General features: G+C 49.1%; 19 protein-coding genes. 15 read left to right on the top strand and 4 right to left on the bottom strand.

All coding sequences use genetic code 11. The features are described from left to right. Positions 1-1,680, top strand: a complete 1,680-nt coding sequence (locus tag WBJ53_RS29335; protein WP_338872977.1) for an NADH-quinone oxidoreductase subunit M — start codon at positions 1-3, stop codon at positions 1,678-1,680. A gap of 5 nt (positions 1,681-1,685) precedes the next feature. Here WBJ53_RS29335 and gldG read toward each other — a convergent pair whose 3' ends face one another. Beyond that, positions 1,686-3,350 (bottom strand): gliding motility-associated ABC transporter substrate-binding protein GldG, encoded by a 1,665-nt coding sequence (gene gldG, locus WBJ53_RS29330; RefSeq protein ID WP_338872975.1) that lies wholly within the window; start codon positions 3,348-3,350, stop codon positions 1,686-1,688. 66 nt (positions 3,351-3,416) lie between these two features. Next, entirely contained in the window at positions 3,417-3,656 is a 240-nt protein-coding gene (locus WBJ53_RS29325; RefSeq protein WP_338872973.1) for a hypothetical protein, read from the bottom strand. A gap of 163 nt (positions 3,657-3,819) precedes the next feature. Between WBJ53_RS29325 and WBJ53_RS29320 the strand changes: the two genes are divergently transcribed. The 11 genes from WBJ53_RS29320 to WBJ53_RS29270 all read left to right on the top strand — a co-directional run bounded on the left by WBJ53_RS29320 (position 3,820) and on the right by WBJ53_RS29270 (position 12,775). After that, positions 3,820-4,665, top strand: coding sequence for a hypothetical protein (locus tag WBJ53_RS29320; RefSeq protein ID WP_338872971.1), 846 nt, complete (start codon positions 3,820-3,822; stop codon positions 4,663-4,665). Between the two features lie 56 nt (positions 4,666-4,721). Further along, complete coding sequence (locus WBJ53_RS29315; protein ID WP_338872969.1) at positions 4,722-5,300, top strand: sigma-70 family RNA polymerase sigma factor; 579 nt, start codon at positions 4,722-4,724, stop codon at positions 5,298-5,300. Further along, positions 5,281-6,846: a hypothetical protein gene (locus WBJ53_RS29310; RefSeq protein ID WP_338872967.1), complete on the top strand. Its 1,566-nt coding sequence runs from the start codon at positions 5,281-5,283 to the stop codon at positions 6,844-6,846. Before WBJ53_RS29315 ends, WBJ53_RS29310 begins: the two co-directional genes overlap by 20 nt. A gap of 85 nt (positions 6,847-6,931) precedes the next feature. After that, positions 6,932-7,450, top strand: coding sequence for a Rieske (2Fe-2S) protein (locus WBJ53_RS29305; RefSeq protein WP_338872965.1), 519 nt, complete (start codon positions 6,932-6,934; stop codon positions 7,448-7,450). 23 nt (positions 7,451-7,473) lie between these two features. Then, positions 7,474-8,151, top strand: a complete 678-nt coding sequence (locus tag WBJ53_RS29300; protein ID WP_338872963.1) for a hypothetical protein — start codon at positions 7,474-7,476, stop codon at positions 8,149-8,151. Between the two features lie 121 nt (positions 8,152-8,272). Further along, the gene (locus WBJ53_RS29295) at positions 8,273-8,830 is read left to right on the top strand and encodes a YceI family protein (protein WP_338872961.1); all 558 of its coding nucleotides are present in this window, start codon (positions 8,273-8,275) and stop codon (positions 8,828-8,830) included. A gap of 73 nt (positions 8,831-8,903) precedes the next feature. Then, entirely contained in the window at positions 8,904-10,397 is a 1,494-nt protein-coding gene (locus WBJ53_RS29290) for a serine hydrolase (protein ID WP_338872959.1), read from the top strand. A gap of 114 nt (positions 10,398-10,511) precedes the next feature. Then, positions 10,512-11,588: an MFS transporter gene (locus WBJ53_RS29285; RefSeq protein WP_338872957.1), complete on the top strand. Its 1,077-nt coding sequence runs from the start codon at positions 10,512-10,514 to the stop codon at positions 11,586-11,588. A 26-nt stretch (positions 11,589-11,614) separates the two neighbouring features. Further along, complete coding sequence (locus tag WBJ53_RS29280; protein ID WP_338872955.1) at positions 11,615-11,791, top strand: hypothetical protein; 177 nt, start codon at positions 11,615-11,617, stop codon at positions 11,789-11,791. Between the two features lie 10 nt (positions 11,792-11,801). Next, positions 11,802-12,470: a hypothetical protein gene (locus tag WBJ53_RS29275; protein WP_338872953.1), complete on the top strand. Its 669-nt coding sequence runs from the start codon at positions 11,802-11,804 to the stop codon at positions 12,468-12,470. Beyond that, entirely contained in the window at positions 12,470-12,775 is a 306-nt protein-coding gene (locus tag WBJ53_RS29270) for a hypothetical protein (RefSeq protein ID WP_338872951.1), read from the top strand. The genes WBJ53_RS29275 and WBJ53_RS29270 overlap by 1 nt, the downstream gene beginning before the upstream one ends. On the opposite strand, the gene WBJ53_RS29265 is transcribed toward WBJ53_RS29270, so the two are convergent. Then, entirely contained in the window at positions 12,747-14,000 is a 1,254-nt protein-coding gene (locus WBJ53_RS29265) for a TCR/Tet family MFS transporter (RefSeq protein ID WP_338872949.1), read from the bottom strand. The genes WBJ53_RS29270 and WBJ53_RS29265 overlap by 29 nt on opposite strands. A 76-nt stretch (positions 14,001-14,076) precedes the next feature. Further along, positions 14,077-15,198 (bottom strand): DNA polymerase III subunit beta, encoded by a 1,122-nt coding sequence (dnaN, locus tag WBJ53_RS29260; RefSeq protein WP_338872947.1) that lies wholly within the window; start codon positions 15,196-15,198, stop codon positions 14,077-14,079. A 190-nt stretch (positions 15,199-15,388) separates the two neighbouring features. Here dnaN and WBJ53_RS29255 point away from each other — a divergent pair, with 190 nt between their 5' ends. The 3 genes from WBJ53_RS29255 to WBJ53_RS29245 all read left to right on the top strand — a co-directional run bounded on the left by WBJ53_RS29255 (position 15,389) and on the right by WBJ53_RS29245 (position 19,079). Next, a complete protein-coding gene (locus WBJ53_RS29255) occupies positions 15,389-15,904 on the top strand; it encodes a DUF2480 family protein (RefSeq protein ID WP_338872945.1) in 516 nt (171 codons plus the stop codon). Between the two features lie 190 nt (positions 15,905-16,094). Continuing rightward, on the top strand, positions 16,095-18,014 hold the full coding sequence (locus WBJ53_RS29250; RefSeq protein WP_338872943.1) for a nucleoside-diphosphate sugar epimerase/dehydratase: 1,920 nt from the start codon (positions 16,095-16,097) through the stop codon (positions 18,012-18,014). 165 nt (positions 18,015-18,179) lie between these two features. Further along, entirely contained in the window at positions 18,180-19,079 is a 900-nt protein-coding gene (locus WBJ53_RS29245; protein ID WP_338872941.1) for an ABC transporter ATP-binding protein, read from the top strand. Positions 19,080-19,140: the final 61 nt, after the last annotated feature.

Genomic DNA, 19,140 nt, shown 5'->3' with positions numbered 1-19,140 from the left:
ATGATTCTTTCGTTACTTATTTTTCTTCCGTTGCTGGGCTCGCTGGTAGTGGCGCTGCTGCCAGATAGCCTGAAATCTCAAATTCGACTATTTGCGTTAGTGATAACGCTGATTGAGCTGATTCTGGCAGGTGCAGCCTATGTGTCGTTCGACAAAACGATTTCGGGGTATCAACTACTCGAACAGGCCGACTGGATTACATTGTCGCTGGGCAATCTGGGCGTTGCTTCGATCGATTACCTGGTAGGCGTCGATGGGTTTAGCCTGCCATTGGTTGTGTTGTCGGCGGTGGTTATGCTCATTGGGGTTATCTCATCGTGGACGATGACCCACCGGCTGAAAGCCTATTATTCGCTCTACCTGCTGCTGACGGGGACTATTATGGGGTGTTTCGTAGCGCTCGATTTCTTCCTGTTTTTCCTGTTTTTCGAGTTCATGCTCCTACCCATGTATTTTCTCATTGGGTTGTGGGGCGGGCCGCGCCGGGAGTATGCATCTATTAAGTTTTTTCTGTATACGCTGCTGGGCTCTTTGCTGATTTTGCTGGTAATGATTGGGTTATATCTATCCGTTATGGACCCCGTCAGTACGGCAGTGGTGGCGGGTCTGGTTCCCGATGTGTCGGATATGACCGACGATATGGTTCGGGTGGTGCAGACTTACCTCCAGAACGGTCAATTGAATTCGGCTCAGATTGTACATACCTTCGACATGCGCTACCTGGCCGATGGTGGCAACTACCTGCCCGATGCTTTTCTGAATCCATCGGCCGAACCAATCATTATGGGGCTTCCGGCTCGTATGCTGGCGTTTTGGGCCGTATTCATTGGGTTTGCCATTAAATTGCCAATAGTGCCTTTGCATACCTGGCTGCCCGATGCCCACGTTGAAGCGCCAACGCCCGTTTCGGTGGTACTGGCGGGAGTGTTGCTGAAAATTGGCGGCTATGGTTTCCTGCGGATTGTCTGGAATTTTTTTCCTGATGGGGCCGCTGAGTATGCACAAACCCTGGCCGCGCTGGGCACGCTATCAATTGTGTATGGTGGGCTGAATGCGCTGGCTCAGACCGATGTGAAAAAGCTGATCGCTTATTCGTCCGTATCGCACATGGGATTTGTGCTGCTGGGCGTGGCCTCACTAACGGCCGAAGGTGTTAATGGTGCTATTTATCAGATGGTTAGCCACGGCGTTTTATCGGCTATGTTGTTTCTCCTGGTTGGGGTTCTGTACGATCGCACCCACGACCGTCGGATCGATTCGTATCGGGGACTTTTGCAGCCGATGCCGCAGTATACTCTGTTGACGGCTGTAGCCTTTTTTGGGTCGCTTGGGCTGCCCGGGTTTTCGGGCTTTGTGGGCGAGTTGTTTACACTAATGGGTAGTTTTCAGTCGCAATGGATACCCGGCTGGCTGACGGCTGTTTCAACAACGGGTATCCTGCTGGCGGCCGGTTATTTTCTCTGGACACTTCAGCGCATGTTTTTTGGCCCAACCTGGATACGTCCTTTCGAGAACCATTCAGGCCCGGCCACCATATTGGATGATCTGACAGCCCGCGAAAAACTCATGCTGATTCCATTGGGGCTGATGACCCTGGCATTGGGAATTTTTCCTAATCTGGTACTGAATCTGAGCGGGGCTACCGTAGCCGAATGGCTTATTAAGTTTTCGGTCGAATAAGGGGTTTAGCGGGCAAACTTCCGGCGTCGGGCTAGTTGCCAGACAACACCAATCAGACCAATCAGGACCAGTGGCCCAATCAGATTGAGTATTTGCCAGCCTGTTCGGTTCTCGTTAATCCGAATTTTGTCGAGCGGGCGAAGCGTAACCGTACGGGCGCGGGCCGCAATTACGCCGTTTGGATCAACCAGATAATCAATCGCGTTTAGGACAAAATCCTTATTGGCATACATCGTACCTGTAAATCGGTCATAGCCAAGCGGATAAGGTACACCGCGCTTGAAATCGACATCGTTAAGCACCAGGTCGCCATCGGAGCAGACCAGCACCCGCGATGGCTCGCCTTCGGTTCGGAAACCACTGGCACGAGGGTCGTTGGGTAGAATGCGGTTGGCAAACAGCGATTTGAATGTTCCTTCCAACAGGCAGCCAACCATTCGGGAGCCGTCATTATAGGTTTTAGGATCGGGCTGCTGACGCGCTTCGTTATAGGAAATCAGGGCTGGCACCTGCACAATTTTGGTATAAGCCGATGTAAGCAGGAGTGGCGTTTTCTGAATACCTGTCGACCGAACCGTGTCGAGTGTACTGACAAATCGCCCCAGAATCCCATCCAGATTACGGACAATTGGGTTCCCCGACGTGCCAAAGTTGTTCAGGATCGGGAAAAAACGCCAGGGAATTGGTTGAATGTTGGGCTTGTCGCCGAGGTTACCGACATTGAGCGGAATAGGAGCACAATACAGATCCTTTACCACATCGCGATTGATGCGAACACCCCAGCGGAAAAACAGATCGTCGAGGCCGAGGTTGAGTGGTTGCGCATAGGTACCCTCATTGCTGACACTATCGATCCGTTGGCCATCTACAAAAAACAGGGCACGCCCACCGTTAACAACAAACTGATCGAGTTTAAAAATGTCGTCTTCCGAAAAAGGCTGATCGGGTTTCATAACCAACACGGCATCGAGACCCGTAATTGGGCCTGGTTTGGTCATGTCGATAAAAAACAGATCATAATTTTCCTGTACTGATGCCAACAGATCGGCAAAACGGGAAGGGGGCACCTGTGTATGCATAAGCAACCCCACACGGCGACGATTCTCTTTGGTCTGGGTCAGTTTTCGAATGGCCGAAGCCAGTTGAAATTCAACTCCTTCATAAGACTGATTCAACTGTTCTTCTTTTGAGGCTGCTTTATTTCCTTTCAGAAGCAACACACCGGTGTCTTTGCCCTTATATGAAACGACAACGCCCGGAAAAACCAGTTTTTCGGTTCGTTTTCCGCCTTCACTGGCAACCAGGTTGGTTGGTAGGAGGCCCTTTTGCTGAAGTTTATCGATGAGTTTATTTTTCTCGTCAACGTTCGTAATCCGATCGGGGTCAATTGTTCGGTAAGTAATCTTTCGACCCGCAACCGCCTGAAATTCATCGAGTGTTTCGCGGGTAGCATTTTCGAGCCGTTTGAAAGCAGGAGGGAGGTCGCCGGTCAGGTATACATCAACGTGAACATCGTCGGGTAAGTCGGCGAGTAGATTTTGGGTAGCTTCTGATAACGTATAGCGTTTTTCCTGGGTCAGATCGAGCCGGAAAAAGACGAATGCAGATAAGATATTGATGGCCACCAGGGCCGCAATGATACCAAGTGTACGCAAGGAAGCGGATTTCATATGGGACTATAACGTGCAACCGAGCCGGTAAAGTCTATGTGCCATCGATGGCTTGTCTTTATCGGACTAATTTAAGCGCTGGACAGGAATTGTCCGCAAAAGCTCCTGGGCATCGGCCTGAGCTATAGCTGGCGTTTCGAGCGATGTTGGTTCAATACCCAGTTCTTTCAGGATTCGGTATTGCCGGGCTTCCAGAAAGGTTAGCCGCGATACCACCTGATTGAGTCGGATTGTTTGTTCTTCCTGCTTTGCCTGCAGGAGGGCAACCTTACGTTCTAATTCATCGATGCGCTCGTGATCAGTCATAGTGGGTGTTATTTACGGTCAATTTTACAGGAATTCGCTCAGAAAATGAAGCGTTTGCATTTATTTTTCCTTGCAGACGCAACCCTTTTTTCTCCCCGGCCGTATTGGCGGCTGAACCGGTTCAACTGTTCTTTTTTTTACATTTAAAAACACAGTTGACAGAATGAAACCTTCCTTTTACAGTGTTCGTCTGCTTTCAGTAATGGCTTTACTTGGGATAATACTGCTTAGTTGTAAAGATGAGGAAAATCCGACTACGGTACCCGATGTTTCGTTGGGCACAACCGCTTTGGGGAACGTATTAACCGGTAGTGGCGGAAAAACGCTCTATTTTTTCGCTTCTGATGTTGATGGTACGTCCAATTGTTCAGGCACCTGCAAGGAAACATGGCCTGTTTACTACGAAGAAAACCTAACGCTCGGAACAGGGCTAAAGGCCAGCGATTTTGCCACCATTACCCGGGCCGATGGTGATAAACAAACTACCTACAAAGGTTGGCCGCTCTATTATTTCAAAAACGATACGAAAGCGGGCGACGTAGCGGGCGAAAACGTGGGTAATGTCTGGATGGTGGCCAAATCGAACTATACCGTCATGCTGGCGTCTCGTCAACTTGTTGGTAATGATGGCAAAAGCTATACATTTGATACGAAAGAAGGGAGTGGAAAATCATTATTTCTGACCGATAGTCTGGGCCGGACACTCTACGCCTTTGCCAACGATAAAAACAATGTAAACAAGTACACAAAAGCCGACTTAAGCAACAATGCTACCTGGCCGATTTATGAAGTGTCGTCTACGATTGGTGAAATACCATCGGCGCTGGCCAGAACCGATTTCACCACCATAACCGCAGTTGGTAAAACGCAGCTTACCTACAAAGGCTGGCCACTTTATTATTTCGGGGCCGACCAGGGGCAGCGGGGAAGTACAAAAGGGGTAAGTGTGCCACGGCCGGGTGTTTGGCCAGTTGTTAATAGTTCTTCGCCGGTAGCGCCCAACAGCTAAATGCCGCAAGCCCCCAAACGAAAGGCTGTAAACTAAAAAAACTACATCAATAGCCGTTGTCGAACGCATCGAATATACCCGCTCTACCTGAACTGCTCGCCGGTTGTCTTCGAAACAGCCGCCGTAGTCAGGAGCTGCTATACCGGCAGTTTTATGGGTATGCCATGAGCATTTGCCTGCGTTATGCACCAACGCGGGAAGGGGCGCTGGAAGTGCTGAACGACGGTTTCCTGAAGGTTTTTACCCGATTGGAACAGTACGAACAAACCCAGCCCTTTAAGGGGTGGTTACGACGAATCCTGATCAATACAGCTGTTGATCACTATCGGCAGGAGGTTCGGCATTTTTACCATGAAGATGTTGAACAGGCCGATCAGGCGGCAGTAGCGGAATCGACAGACGCTTATAGCCAACTAGCCTATGAAGAGTTGATGGGGCTGATTCAACGGCTGTCGCCCGCTTATCGATTGGTGTTTAACTTATACGTCATTGACGGATTTACACACGACGAAATTGCGTCGCAACTTGGTATTTCGGTTGGAGCGTCGAAGTCGAATCTGGCTCGCGCCCGCGAAAACTTGCGTCAGTTATTAAAACATTTGAACTACGACGAGTATGCAAGAGCTAACCGATGATCAATTGGACGGACTCTTCAGAAAGTCGGCTGAAGAGTTTGAGCCACCCTACGAACCGGCAGCCTGGGAAGCCATGACGGCTCAACTGGACGATCGCGATCGTGCCGCTTTCTGGAAAAAATGGCTGCCCCGAAGCCTGCCTGTTCTGCTGTTGCTTTTGATGGGAAGTGTTTGGTATATCTATCAGCAAACCCGCCCTGATGCCGCTGTTCGGGCAAACGGGCAATTACTAACAGCCACGGAGGCCAGGCCGCCAAAAGCCGCCCAGTCGGTGTCATTACAACAGGAGGAAGCCCCTAAAGCCATGCCAGAACCGAAACGTCTGGCTGGCTCGGTGGGCAAGGAAACCGATGAACAACCCGATAGAACGCTTGAACGCAATGCTACGGAAACAAAACCGGAGCAGCGTATCCCGGCAGAAGATCGGCATCTGAGGCCAGATGGGCAGCGGGATCAGTTCCGCCTGCCATCCAATCGGACGAAAACACACCAGCCTGCGGTAACAACTGCAGTTCCCCGCATCGGCAACGATCGGACGCAGATTGCCCAACAGGCTGGCTTAGCAACCAGCGAACAGGCTCAGTTGGCGGCAACTGATCGGGTTGATTACCGAAAGCCAGTAGTGTCTGGCCGGAAGAGCAACCGGTATGTAGTTTCCCAACCGGTCGATGTGATGGAAACTGCCAATGCAACAAGCCGGGCAAAACGCTGGTCAGCGGCTAGCGAACCAGTTATTGCTAATCCGTCGATTACCGATGGGAGGTTGTTGGTAGACCCGATCATAGCGCCGACAGAAGCAAAAGAGTTGATGGCGTTTACCCTATTCCCGGAGTTGCCTGTTCGTCCTGGTAAATGGATGAAAATGCCCAAAGAAATCAATCGGGAGATTTCGGGGCCGGAAAAACAAGCACCCGTTGTTGTAGCTACAACAACACCGCAGTCTGGCCTTAGTGTTCGGCTGGCCGTATCGCCCGATTTGAGTGCGATTGGTTTGCATAATTTTTCGCGACCGGGAACCAGTCTGGGCGCATTGCTGGAGTATCGAATGTCGTCGCGGTGGAGTGTTCAGGCTGGCGTAATCTGGAGCCTGAAAATTTATAGGGCCGACTCTTCAGAATACCGTGGTAATGACAGCTATTGGGCGAAATTTTCAACAAGGCCCAACGAAGTGAGTGGCCAATGTAACATGCTCGATATTCCGATCAATGTGCGCTACGATGTGCTGCTGCGCCCACGGCTGGATACGCGCCTGCCACCCAGCCGTTGGTTTGTAAGCGGTGGCATAACGTCGTATATCACCTTGAAGGAAGATTATTCGTACGAATATCCACCCCATACCTACAATGTTCCGTATAGTTGGCGCGCTCCTTCGGGTAGCTATGGCTTTAGTCAACTGAATCTGTCGGCAGGTTATGAGCGGGCAGTGAGCCGCCGATTGTCGTGGCAGGTGGAGCCGTTTATGAAAGTACCTCTAAAAGGCGTAGGTTATTTTAAGGTCGATCTGTTGAGTACTGGCGCCTTTTTGTCTGTGCGGTACAAGCTTTAATTCTCATTTCCACATCCTGCAAAACAAGTTCAATTTATTTAGTAAGGGTCATTAAGTGTAGCTACATTAAATTAATTTAAATCACATGAATCCAACGACTGAACCAATGAAACGGGGCGAATTTTTGCGTAGCCTTGGTATGAGTAGTGCAGCCCTGATGGCTTTTTATTGCATGGGCACGGGTCTAACGGCCTGTTCGAGCAAAAGTAACGACCCTTCGCCTTCGACTGGAGGAACGGGCACCACTACGCCCAGCACTGGCTTTACGGGCAATGCTACCGAATCGGCGGGAGCAATTAATTTTACACTCGATTTGACCGACTCAAATTTCAGTAAACTGAAAACAGCGGGGCAGTATGCAATCGTTGGCAGTATAATCGTGGCTAAAATAAAAAATGGTTCCCTGATCGCTCTGTCGAAAACCTGCACGCATGAGGGGACCGAAGTACAGTATCGATCGGCGCAGGACGATATTTACTGCAACAATCACGGCTCTGAATACAGCACCACGGGTGCTGTAGAAGTAGGCCCCGCCACTCGGGCCCTGACGCAGTACAAAACCGCGCTCAGTACAGACGGAAACACACTGACCGTTACGGCCTAATTACTTCCGATAATAGCTGCTCCATGAAACATATTCTTTTGGGCATATGCCTGTGGTGGGGAATTTCCTCACTACAGGCCCAGGATTCGACCCGTGCTGGAAAACCGGTATCGGCAGATACACTACAGAATGAGGCCGATGCGTTATTGGCCGGCCTCATCGATTCGACCGAAGCGCAGCCATTGCTGCCACACAAAATGATCTTTACGCAGCGGGTGCTGTGGGGAAAAAAAGGATTGATGCGAAGCCTGAATATTGCTCCTTTAACACCCGAGGGGCGGGCGCATGAACTGAAAGTTCGGCGGACGATGCTGGTGGCACATCAGGTGGGTGGCTTTGTAACGCTGGCCGGATTTATTGCACAGGGATTACTGGGGGCCAAGCTCTATAATGCCAAAGGCCAGGAGTATGTCGATACCAAACGCTGGCACGAACGGTCGGCCACGTTGATCAACATTACCTATGGCACCACGCTGGCATTGGCCCTGACATCTCCACCTCCAGTTGTTGGCCCAAAGCGGGGCTTCACAACCATCAAACTCCATAAATATCTGGCCATTGTTCACCTGACAGGCATGGTAGCAACAAACATTCTGGCGCATATGATCGACGATCATCCCGATCTGAAGCCCTACCATCGGGCCGTGGCCTATACTACATTCGGAGCCTATGCGGCTTCAATTGTATCGCTCACTTTTTGATAATCTGGTGATTGGGAAAGTGTAAGAAATGAAAAGCCAGAAGGAAGAATAGACGACTGATTCCCCTTCGTATTCAGCAATTCATCGCTCCTTACTCCCAATTACCTATCTACATACAACGATGAACCATCCAACTTTTCGTAGCTATGGGTTAGCTACCCTGCTGTTGTGCGCCTTTGTAAGCCCACTGGCAAAACGTAAACTGGTAGCCGATAAAAGCGTATCGACCGTAACCTATGCCGCTAAACACCCACTTCATAACTGGGAGGGCGTTAGTCACGATGTGAATTGTGCAGTGATGTATAATGATGAAACAAAAATGCCCGAAAATGTGGCTGTTTCTATTAAAGTAGCATCGTTCGACAGCCACAATAATAACCGCGATTCGCACGCCATCGAAGTACTCGACGGCCTGAAATATCCGAATGTTACGTTTGTAAGTTCCGATATTAGGCCTGACGAAAATGGTATGCTGGTCGCTAAAGGAAATCTGACGTTTCATGGAGTAACAAAACCAGTAACACTACAGACTATTCGGAAAGAGGCCGGGGGAAAATTAACATTGACCGGTGAATTTCCTGTTAACATGAGTGAGTATAATATTGAGCGCCCGTCGCTAATGGGCTTAAAGACGGAAGATGGCATGATTCTTCGTTTTTATGCCGTGTTTAATTTGTGAATATATTGCAAAGTTGCCGGCTTGCCCCATAAATTGCTGGTATATTGACCTCGCTGCAATATAACCTGCCTTTATGAACAAGCCGATTTTATTCCTCTTTTGGATTCTTACAGTTTCTGTCTTTGCTCAAAAGCCAGTCTCGCCCAAACAACTTCAGGAATTCGATGCGTATGTAGAGACCGTTCGAAAACAATGGCAGGTGCCTGGGTTATCGATTGCCGTTGTTAAAGATAATCAGGTGATTTTTAAAAAAGGGTATGGCGTACGCGAACTGGGCAAACCGGAGCCTGTTGATACGCAAACTCTGTTTGCCTGCGCGTCGACTACGAAAGCCATGACTACAACCCTGATGGGAATGCTGGTTGATGAAGGCAGGTTGTCGTGGGACGACCCCGTTTCGAAATACATTCCTGAGCTGCAACTCTATGACCCTTATGTGACACGCGAATTGAAAGTTCGCGATCTGCTCATTCATGATACGGGCCTTGGTAGTACCGACTTTCTGACGGGAGCCATGACGATTTCGGCTACTGAAATGTTCCGGAAATTAGAGCTGGTGAAACCGAGCTATTCGTTCCGGGCGGGGTTTGCCTACCAGAATACATTCTACTCGGCTGCGGGACGCGTTATTGAACGGATTGTTGGTAAAACCTGGGCTGAATACCTGAAGGAGCGGATTTTTATGCCCTTAGGCATGACCCGTACGGCTCCTAAACGTAGCTACATTAATGATTCCAACGTAACCCGTCCGCACTACAACATCAACGATACCATTCGCGTAATCGACTACGGAACCGATAGCGAAATTGGGTCGGCGGGGGCTGTCTGGTCATCGGCCGACGACATCAGCAAGTGGGTAATCTGTATGCTCGACAGTAGTAAGTATAGTGGTGGGCGTTTACTGAAACCCGAAACCTGGGCCGAGCTGTTTAAACCCCAGACGTTTTTCCCGGAAGACGAATATCCAACCATGCAGATCCTGAAGCCCAACTGGCGGACATACGGACTTGGCTGGTACCAGCATGATTATAAGGGCCACCGAGTTAATTTTCATACGGGGAGTTTGTCGGGCCTGACGGCCATTATTGGGCAGCTACCCGACGCTAAACTGGGCGTGTATGTGTTTGGAAATTACGACCATGCCGAAGTCCGTCATGCCCTGATGTATAAAACCTTCGATTGGTTTGCCTTGGGCGGTAACCGCGACTGGAGTGCCGAATTTAAAGAGCTGTATGATGGCATTCGGCAACAGAATAGAAACGCGGAACGGGCATTTGTAGCCAAACGCGTTGGCGGCACGAAACCGTCATTGCCATTGTCGGCTTATGCCGGAACCTATAAAAGCCCTTTGTATGGAGAAGCCATCGTACGTGTGGTGGACAATCAGTTGGTGTTTGCTATCAACAATACGGTAAATGCAACTCTGGCGCACTGGCATTTTGATACGTTCTATGGGCCATACCAAAAGGCCTGGTATGGCAAAGCCAAAGCGCAGTTTATTCTGGATCTTTCGGGTAAGGCCAGTACGCTCGTGTTTGCCGGAATGGATTTTAAAAAAGAATCGTAATGGGCTGCTGTAGAGAAAAATACAGGTTTATCGGCTGCGAAATATAGGTTTTCCCAGATAGGATGCCGTGGCTCATTGCCAGATCTTTGTTGTGTTCTTTCTTGTCTCGCATCCATGAACACACAAAGCAAACTCGCTACAGCTTATTCGAACTACCGAACTACGGTGCTGTTACTTGGCGTAGGCCACGGCTTGTCAGACGCGGCAGCGGGTTACCTAATTGGAAGTCTATCGCAAAACAGTAGCTTTGTTCAGATCGGTAGCGCTGTGCTGCTCTATAATGCGCTCGCTTTTGGTGGACAATTACCGGCGGGTATCTGGCTAGATCGCATTGGACATTACCGTAAACCTGCTGTGTTGTCGTTACTGGGGATGGTTATTGCCCTGGGGTTATTGTCTGTTCAGGTCATGTGGGTTGCAATCGCGCTGGCAGGGCTAAGTTCGGCTGTTTTCCACGTGGCAGGCGGTGCTACTACACTCGTTTGTTTTCCCGATAAATCGCGATTTGTCGGTTTGTTTTCGGCCTTTGGGGTTATGGGACTGGCCATGGGAGGGTGGGCTGGTGCTATGCAGTATGCCTGGGTGAGTTATGCCCTGATTGTGAGTATGAGTGCCTTAGTGCTATTGATAATTCGCGCTAAATTTCCGCTTGCTCGTCGGAAAGTGCCCGAAACCGTTAATTCAGCGCTCGATCGGCACGACTATCTGATGATTGTGTTGCTGATGGCTATAGCGCTTCGGTCTGCCATCTGGAATAGTCTGCAACTGCTATACGATCAGCAATATGACTGGCTGTTGTATATGGCACTGGCTGCCATGGTTGGTAAACTGATTGGCGGTTGGATTGCCGACCGGGTTCCCTGGAAAACCTATGCAATAATGGCGCTGACGATTGCGATTCCTGCGCTCAGTTGGGGGTATCGACAGTTGTTCTGGCTGATGCTTGGAACCGGACTGCTGCAATCGCTTACTCCGCTCAGTGTGATTGCCTTACAGCGCATTGTGCCCGATAGACCGGCTGCGGTTAGCGGGGTTGCGTTTGGCTTGGCAATTGCCGTCGGTGGGCTTTTTTTATTCGCTCCGTTTGTTGCTGATGGCTTTTTGGGGTCGCAATTTTTGCTGGCTGGAGTGCTTACTGTCGGGCTTTATTATGCCAGCCTGCGCCGATTTAAACTACCCTCAAATCATTAATCAATCCCGGTTAAAATCGTAAAACTATGAAACCAGATCTATGCCTTTTCCTGGCAATCAACTCATTTTCGGCTCCTTTTGCTGATATTGTCCGTAGTCGGCCAACTGGGGAACCCACGCTGGATTACGCGCTTTTAGCTGGGGGGCTTGCTATTGTGATACTATTGGTTGTACGCATGATTCGGAAGCGCAAACAGATGTAATTCCTTGTTTATGAGCCGATACGAATTTTTTCTCGCAGGGTGCCTGCTCTGTTCGGTAGGTTGCGCAAAAGCCGATATGATACGGCCCGGTAGCCATAGCGTACACTACTGCTTTCGGATTGCGAATAGCGACCAATATCCCGACTACGTGTTTTTAGCTTACTATACCTTTCCGTCGTATAGTTACAGCGTTATCCAACCTGGTCAATGTGTTGAGTTTTATCGGCTGAGTCGGCCAGTTCTTTGCGCAATTGCCAGGGCAGATTTTGATGAGAATATGCTCATAAACAGAAACCATGAAGAGCAGGAAGAAACTCAAAAGAGACGTCAACGCTATTTCGAAAATAATCCGGCAATGCTCCGGTCAACGATTACGATTAGCTCGGTTTCTTCCGTTGAGGAAACAGACCCCCTTAGTTCTATTGAAGATGTGTTAACGGTCAGGCGATTAACGAAGAAGAATTTTGCCATTGCTTACGAAAGTGTTCGCTATACGTTTGCCGATGGCAGTAAGGAGCGAAAAATATATATTAGACAAGACAAAAGGCCGGAGCCATCTGTAAAAGCCATCAGGCAAAAACTGGCGTTTTCGCTTAATACGGATGCGTTATGGGGAGTTGGATTCGTGTCGATTGCCGGACTTTTGTTTGTTCGATATATCCGTAACCGCAGAAAATAATGTGGGCCGACTTGATAAAAACGTGGCTGGTCGAAATCCCACTGCTCTTACTGTTCTTGTGGCGCTACGACCAGCCCGTTCGAATTGTACTGCTGGGGATGTTAATCAGTGCGTCGACATGGCCGTTTCTACTTTATTTCTACTCCCGATTTGGAGGAAACATCTACCTGCTCGAAGGGCTGGTGTCTTTTGCCGAAAGCAGTTGGATACGCTATTTATGGAAAACATCCTGGCCGTATAGTTTGCTGGTCGGTTTTACGTGCAATGCCGTGAGTTTTAGCCTGGGCTGGTTTGGGCTGGTTTAAGGTCGGTCACCACAAGGTTGCGTTTCAGGCCCCGTCGGGCCAGAATGGCACTAATCAGAATCAGAACCGAGCCCAGAAAAAACGGGGCACCGGGTAAATAGGTTGGTGCGTTGGGGGAGGTAAAAAACGAGAACAGATTGGTCATGATGAGTGGACCAAAAATAGACGTAGTACTCGTCAGGCTCGTTAGGGCTCCCTGCAATTCGCCCTGTTCGTTTGCGGGTACCTGATTAGAAATAATGCCCTGAATAGATGGCTGCGCAATGCCACCCATAGCATAAACAGCCATGAACGCGAACATCATCCAGCTTTGATTGGCAAAGCCAAACAGAGCAAACCCAATGGCACTAAACGTTAGGCCCACATATACCGATCGTAGCTGACCAAGTTTGGGAATAATAACCCGGCTTAGTCCGCCCTGTACAATGGCAAACGAAACCCCGATAGTGGCCAGCGACAGGCCAACCGTTTTTTCGTCCCATTTGAATTTCTCCATCGTGTAGAACGTCCAGGTTCCCTGTACGGCAAACCCGGCAATATAAATCAAAACCAGCGACGCTATCAGCCCCAGAATAACCGGGTATTTGCCTAATCGGAGCAGCGACCCAACCGGATTGGCACGACGCCAGTCGAACGGGCGCCGGTTTTCGGCCGGAAGCGATTCGGGCAGAATGAACAAACCGTATAGAAAATTGACCATGGTCAGACCGGCCGCTACGAAAAACGGGACTCGGGGGCCATATTGACCCAGATAGCCGCCAATGACTGGCCCCAGAATGAAGCCTACCCCAAAAGCAGCACCGACCAACCCAAAATTTTGGGCTCGTTTTTCGGGGGGACTCACATCTGCGATGTAGGCTGTGGCTGTTGTAAAGCTGGCACCAGTAACACCTGCCAGAACGCGCCCTATAAACAACCACTCAATGGTTGGAGCAAATCCCTGAAGAATATAGTCGAGGCCGAACCCAAACAGTGAGAATAGCAATACGGGCCGACGACCAAACCGATCGCTTAATCCACCCAGAATGGGCGAAAAAATAAATTGCATCAACGCGTAGGAAAACGTCAGCCATCCGCCATAACTGGCTGCCTGACTGATGTTACCATGAATAAGCTGCTCAATCAGTTTCGGAAATACCGGAATAATAATCCCGAGTCCTGTAACATCGATCAGGAGCGTAATAAAGATGAAGATAAGAGCGGGAGCCGTACGTTTGGAGGCCATAAAAAGAGGAATGAAGCATGAAGCGTGAAGAATAAATGATATAGCTAATTATTCTTCACGCTTCATGCTTCACTAACTATGCGTAAGTATTCAGCATTACTGGCATTACCAGCATCAGAATGTCTTCGTTTTCTTCTTTGTCGGCCGGAATCAGCAAACCAGCCCGGTTAGGAGCCGACAGTTCGAGTGAAATCATTTTTGCGCTGAGGTTACTCAGCATTTCAGCCATTAATTTAGCATTGAAACCAATTTCCATCGTGTCGCCATCGTAGTCGCACAACAGTTTTTCGTTCGCTTCATTGGAGTAGTCCAGATCTTCGGCCGAAATGGTCAGCGAGTTCGTTTTAAGCGATAGCCGAATCTGGTGCGTTGTCCGATTGGCGTAGATCATGATCCGCTTGAGCGAGTTGAGCAGATCGGTCCGGCCAATGGTCATTACATTCGGATTGTTGGTCGGAATGGCGTTTTCGTAGTCGGGGAATCGCTCATCGATCAGGCGGCAGATCAGTTGCGTTGGGCCAAAGGCAAACGACGCATTCGCCTGGCTAAATTCGGCCGTAACCGGTACATTATCGGGCAGCGATGCTTTGAGCAGTTGCAATGCCTTGCGCGGAATAATAATCGACGAGCTGGCCGATGCACCAAGATCGGTTCGGCGATAGCGGATAAGCCGGTGGCCGTCGGTGGCAACAAAGGTGGCATTGTCGGGACTCAGTTGCAGATAAACTCCCGTCATAGCAGGGCGCAGATCGTCGGTGCTCGTTGCAAAAACGGTATTGTTGATAGCGCCCAGCAACACTTCCGACGGAATATCGACCGACATATTTTTGTTGACGATTGGCAGTTTTGGGAAATCAATCGGGTTTTCGCCCGAGAGTTTATAGCGGCCATTGTCGGTCAGGATTTCGGTGCCAAACGTCTCCGTATCAATGTTTACCGTTACGGGCTGTTCGGGCAGGCTCCGCAGGGTGTCGAGCAATAATTTGGCTGGAATAGCTATAGCGCCGTTTTCCGATGCGTCGACCGGAATCTGCGTTGTCATGGTGGTTTGCAGATCCGATGCGGTAACGGTCAACGTTCCATCTTCGATACGAAACAGGAAATTTTCGAGAATCGGCACAATCGGGTTAGTCGCCACGACGCCGTTAATATTTTGGAGGTTTTTTAGCAGTACTGACGAGGAAACGATGAATTTCATGAGCCAATCGTTTAGGGCAATTGTAATTAGATATAAAAACAAAAGTAGCAAAAATTTACAGACTATAGGGTCGATTTTTGCCAGCGGTGACAAAGAACCTTTCGGCGGTAAAGGGTTGTTGGATAGAAAGGAACAGGCGGTTGGAGCGGTGCCTTTGGGACCATTAAATCATAGGCCGCTAACGAAACGAATGGAAACAGAAATTATCAACCGAGTTGCCAGCAGTGGCCTTATTACTCTTGATCTGGAAGAATACTATCATTCGGGCCAACGAGTTGTCTATGATTTGAAAGATAACCTCTATATGGGCCTGATTCTGAAAGAAAAAGAGTTTCGGGTCTTTCTTAAAGAACATGACTGGAGCCAGTATGCCGGCAAAAATGTGGCTATCACCTGTACCGAGGATGCCATTGTGCCAACCTGGGCCTATATGTTGCTGACCTTGCAGCTACAGCCTTATGCCAACACCGTTGTTTTTGGAACGCTGACCGACCTGGAGGAAAAACTCTATTTTGACGCCATCAGCCGTATTAATCCCGACAATTACCGCGATGCGCGTGTAGTGGTCAAAGGGTGTTCGAAAGTGCCGGTACCAACAGCCGCTTATGTTGAGCTGACGCGGGTGTTACGCCCCGTTGTGCAAAGTTTGTTATTTGGAGAGCCTTGTAGCACTGTGCCGTTATATAAGCGGCCTAAAACTAACTAATGAAAACGAAATGCATAACCAGCAAGACGTTTCGCTTTATGCATTGGGTATATATAAATTAGTTCGGTATTTCGATTATAAAGTTACTTAACGGCTTGTGTGGCTAAGTCACTCATTTATCTTTGTCGGTTGAATAGCAGCGGGCTATTGCTGCTCTGACTCACCGACTTGTAACGATAAATGAACCTGAATGAAGCAGTTATTGTCTGCGAAGGTTGCCAATCATTTTGCCCCGCGTTTGCTGGTTCTATTGCTCGATCTGACAATAACTATACTGGCTTTTATTTGTGCGTGGGCCTTACGATTTAATGTTACCATTGAGCCTGCCAACTGGCACTGGAATCATTTTTTTGGGCTCCTGGGATGTCGATTAGTGCTGTTTCTGTGGATTCGACCGTTTGCAGGGGTTATTCGGCATACGGGCGTTGAAGATGCCCTATTGGTTGGCCGGGCTGTTTCACTTAGCAGCCTGCTGGCGGCTGTGGGATCTTATGCCCTCAAGGTGGCCTATAAGAATCCATTAGTATATATCCCAATTTCTATTCTGGTGATCGAGTACTTTATCAGTATGGTACTGCTGGTTAGTATTCGATTTACCATAAAATACCTCTATCAGCTTTTAATTGCAAAACCGGTCAGTCAGGCCCGGCCCGTGCTCATCTATGGTGCCGGAGCATTAGGTATCCATACGAAGGAGGTTATCAATCGTGACCCCGATTATCGAATTCTGGGATTTATCGACGATAACTCCTCTAAAACACAGAAAACCGTACATGGTATTCAGGTTTTTAGTCCGCATGAAGCTGCCGGGCTGTTTTTAACAACGGCTATCCGGCCCGAAGTCATTCTGGCGATAAATAATCTGCCGGTCGATCGACGCAACAAAATTGCTGATTTTTTGCTTCAGCATCAGGTGGTTGTTAAAGTGGTGCCGTCCATGCAGGATTGGATAAACGGGCAACTGAGCAGCGGCCAAATCCGGGATATTCGCATCGACGATTTGCTGGGCCGACCAGCGATCCAGTTGAATAATAAAGCGATTATCCAGTTTGTGCGCGGCCGGGTTGCGATGGTAACGGGAGCGGCTGGCTCTATTGGGAGCGAACTGGTTTGCCAGCTATTGCATCATCAGCCTAAACACATAATCGTACTCGACCAGGCAGAATCGGCACTGTATGATCTGGTTTTTAAACTAAAAACGGAGTTTCGGGAGCTTGTTGCGGCCACTACACTAACTGGTCTGGTGGCCGATGTGACCGATACCATTCGGCTACGTAGTATCTTTGAACAATACCGACCCGAATTTGTCTTTCACGCGGCTGCTTACAAACACGTTCCGCTGATGGAAGAACAACCCTACGAAGCCGTCAAAGTAAACGTGTTGGGTACTAAGGCCGTAGCTGATGCGTCTGTACTGTTCGATGTCGAGAAATTTATACTGATATCGACGGACAAGGCTGTGAATCCGACCAATGTGATGGGAGCAACCAAACGCTTTGCCGAAATGTATGTGCAGAGCCTGAACGGGAGCGCAACGACCGATTTTATTATTACCCGATTCGGTAATGTGCTAGGCTCCAATGGGTCGGTTGTGCCGACTTTTAAGCGGCAGATTGAGATGAACGGACCCGTAACGGTAACGCACCCCGATATTATTCGCTATTTTATGACAATTCCTGAAGCCTGCCAGCTCGTACTCGAAGCCGCAGCAATGGGCAATAGCGGAGAGGTGTTTGTGTTCGATATGGGGCAACCTATTCGAATTGCGGATCTGGCCCGGCAAATGATTCGGCTGTCGGGTTATGAAGTCGACAAACAGATTAAACTGGAGTTTACGGGTTTACGACCGGGCGAAAAGCTATACGAAGAACTGCTGCATACCGATGAGTCAGTTTTGCCGACTCATCATCCAAAAATCAGGATAGCCCGGTTGCTACCACCCGATAAGCTACTGATCCAGCAGGCCTTCCTGCAATTTACTCCTGCTCTTCTCGACATAGATCAGCTCCAACTGGTTCGTATTCTAAAGGAAGCAGTGCCCGAATATATCAGCAACAACTCGCCCTATTCGAGCCTGGATGTGCCAACCGCTAAAGTCGATTCGAACTAGCTCCGCCGAGAAACCCGCTGTTTTTGCCTTGCTGATACACAGTTGCCGAACAATTGCTTTCCCGCCGTCGTATCGACCGTCTGCGAAAGTTTGGCTATTTGTTTTAATTATGTGTCAGAAATTTGTTTTCTTCCCAGTCAAACCGAATCATTTTTTCTTTCCGATATGAAGCTCGAAATAAACCATCTTTCCAAAACATACGCCAATGGTGTTCATGCCCTAAAAGATGTGTCACTCACAATTCCGCAGGGGATGTTCGGTTTGCTGGGCCCTAACGGAGCCGGGAAATCATCGCTGATGCGCACAATTGCCACCTTGCAGGAAGCCGATAGCGGAAATATTCGGCTAACCGGACTACCAGATGGCGATCTGGATGTGTTGATGCAGAAGGATTCGGTTCGGCGCGTACTTGGCTATCTGCCTCAGGAGTTTGGTGTTTATCCGCGAGTATCGGCCGAGGCTATGCTCGATCATATTGCAACGTTAAAGGGAATTGCCAACAGCCGCGAGCGAAAGGAAATTGTTAGCGGGCTCTTGCAGAAAGTGAATCTTTATTCGGTTCGGAAGAAAAATCTGGGTACGTATTCGGGGGGAATGAAACAGCGATTTGGCATTGCACAGGCGCTCATTGGTAGTCCACGACTGATTATCGTGGATGAACCTACGGCTGGTCTTGATCCGGCTGAGCGTAACCGGTTTCATAATTTGCTGTCGGAAATTGGCGAAAATACGATTGTGATTCTTTCGACACATATTGTTGAAGATGTAACGAACCTATGTTCGGAGATGGCGATCATTTGTCTGGGCGAAGTGGTGGCCACGGGCGATCCCAACGATCTGGTGACCGAACTAAACGGTAAAATCTGGCAGAAGTTTGTCGAAAAATCAGAAATTGAAACCTACCGGCAGAATGTGCGGGTCATTTCTACCCAGCTGAAGGGGGGTAAAACTCGTCTTCATGCTTACAGTGACTTGCCCCTGTCGGGTTTCGATCCGATTTCGCCCGACCTGGAGGATGTATACTTTGCGAAGATTACCGAGAAGATGGATGTAATAACGGTGTGAGGATAGATGCTGTTGACGCAAACCGATGTTTTTCTCCAATTGTCTTTTCTAACACCCCTTC

This window comes from Spirosoma sp. SC4-14 (assembly GCF_037201965.1).
Classification (GTDB): domain Bacteria; phylum Bacteroidota; class Bacteroidia; order Cytophagales; family Spirosomataceae; genus Spirosoma.
This window is presented reverse-complemented; position numbering and strand designations above follow the sequence as displayed.

Coding starts and splice junctions, on each gene's coding strand:
- WBJ53_RS29335 (WP_338872977.1), top strand. CDS start 1: ATGATTCTTTCGTTACTTATTTTTCTTCCGTTGCTGGGCTCGCTGGTA.
- gldG (WP_338872975.1), bottom strand. CDS start 3,350: ATGAAATCCGCTTCCTTGCGTACACTTGGTATCATTGCGGCCCTGGTG.
- WBJ53_RS29325 (WP_338872973.1), bottom strand. CDS start 3,656: ATGACTGATCACGAGCGCATCGATGAATTAGAACGTAAGGTTGCCCTC.
- WBJ53_RS29320 (WP_338872971.1), top strand. CDS start 3,820: ATGAAACCTTCCTTTTACAGTGTTCGTCTGCTTTCAGTAATGGCTTTA.
- WBJ53_RS29310 (WP_338872967.1), top strand. CDS start 5,281: ATGCAAGAGCTAACCGATGATCAATTGGACGGACTCTTCAGAAAGTCG.
- WBJ53_RS29305 (WP_338872965.1), top strand. CDS start 6,932: ATGAATCCAACGACTGAACCAATGAAACGGGGCGAATTTTTGCGTAGC.
- WBJ53_RS29300 (WP_338872963.1), top strand. CDS start 7,474: ATGAAACATATTCTTTTGGGCATATGCCTGTGGTGGGGAATTTCCTCA.
- WBJ53_RS29295 (WP_338872961.1), top strand. CDS start 8,273: ATGAACCATCCAACTTTTCGTAGCTATGGGTTAGCTACCCTGCTGTTG.
- WBJ53_RS29290 (WP_338872959.1), top strand. CDS start 8,904: ATGAACAAGCCGATTTTATTCCTCTTTTGGATTCTTACAGTTTCTGTC.
- WBJ53_RS29285 (WP_338872957.1), top strand. CDS start 10,512: ATGAACACACAAAGCAAACTCGCTACAGCTTATTCGAACTACCGAACT.
- WBJ53_RS29280 (WP_338872955.1), top strand. CDS start 11,615: ATGAAACCAGATCTATGCCTTTTCCTGGCAATCAACTCATTTTCGGCT.
- WBJ53_RS29275 (WP_338872953.1), top strand. CDS start 11,802: ATGAGCCGATACGAATTTTTTCTCGCAGGGTGCCTGCTCTGTTCGGTA.
- WBJ53_RS29270 (WP_338872951.1), top strand. CDS start 12,470: ATGTGGGCCGACTTGATAAAAACGTGGCTGGTCGAAATCCCACTGCTC.
- WBJ53_RS29265 (WP_338872949.1), bottom strand. CDS start 14,000: ATGGCCTCCAAACGTACGGCTCCCGCTCTTATCTTCATCTTTATTACG.
- dnaN (WP_338872947.1), bottom strand. CDS start 15,198: ATGAAATTCATCGTTTCCTCGTCAGTACTGCTAAAAAACCTCCAAAAT.
- WBJ53_RS29255 (WP_338872945.1), top strand. CDS start 15,389: ATGGAAACAGAAATTATCAACCGAGTTGCCAGCAGTGGCCTTATTACT.
- WBJ53_RS29250 (WP_338872943.1), top strand. CDS start 16,095: ATGAAGCAGTTATTGTCTGCGAAGGTTGCCAATCATTTTGCCCCGCGT.
- WBJ53_RS29245 (WP_338872941.1), top strand. CDS start 18,180: ATGAAGCTCGAAATAAACCATCTTTCCAAAACATACGCCAATGGTGTT.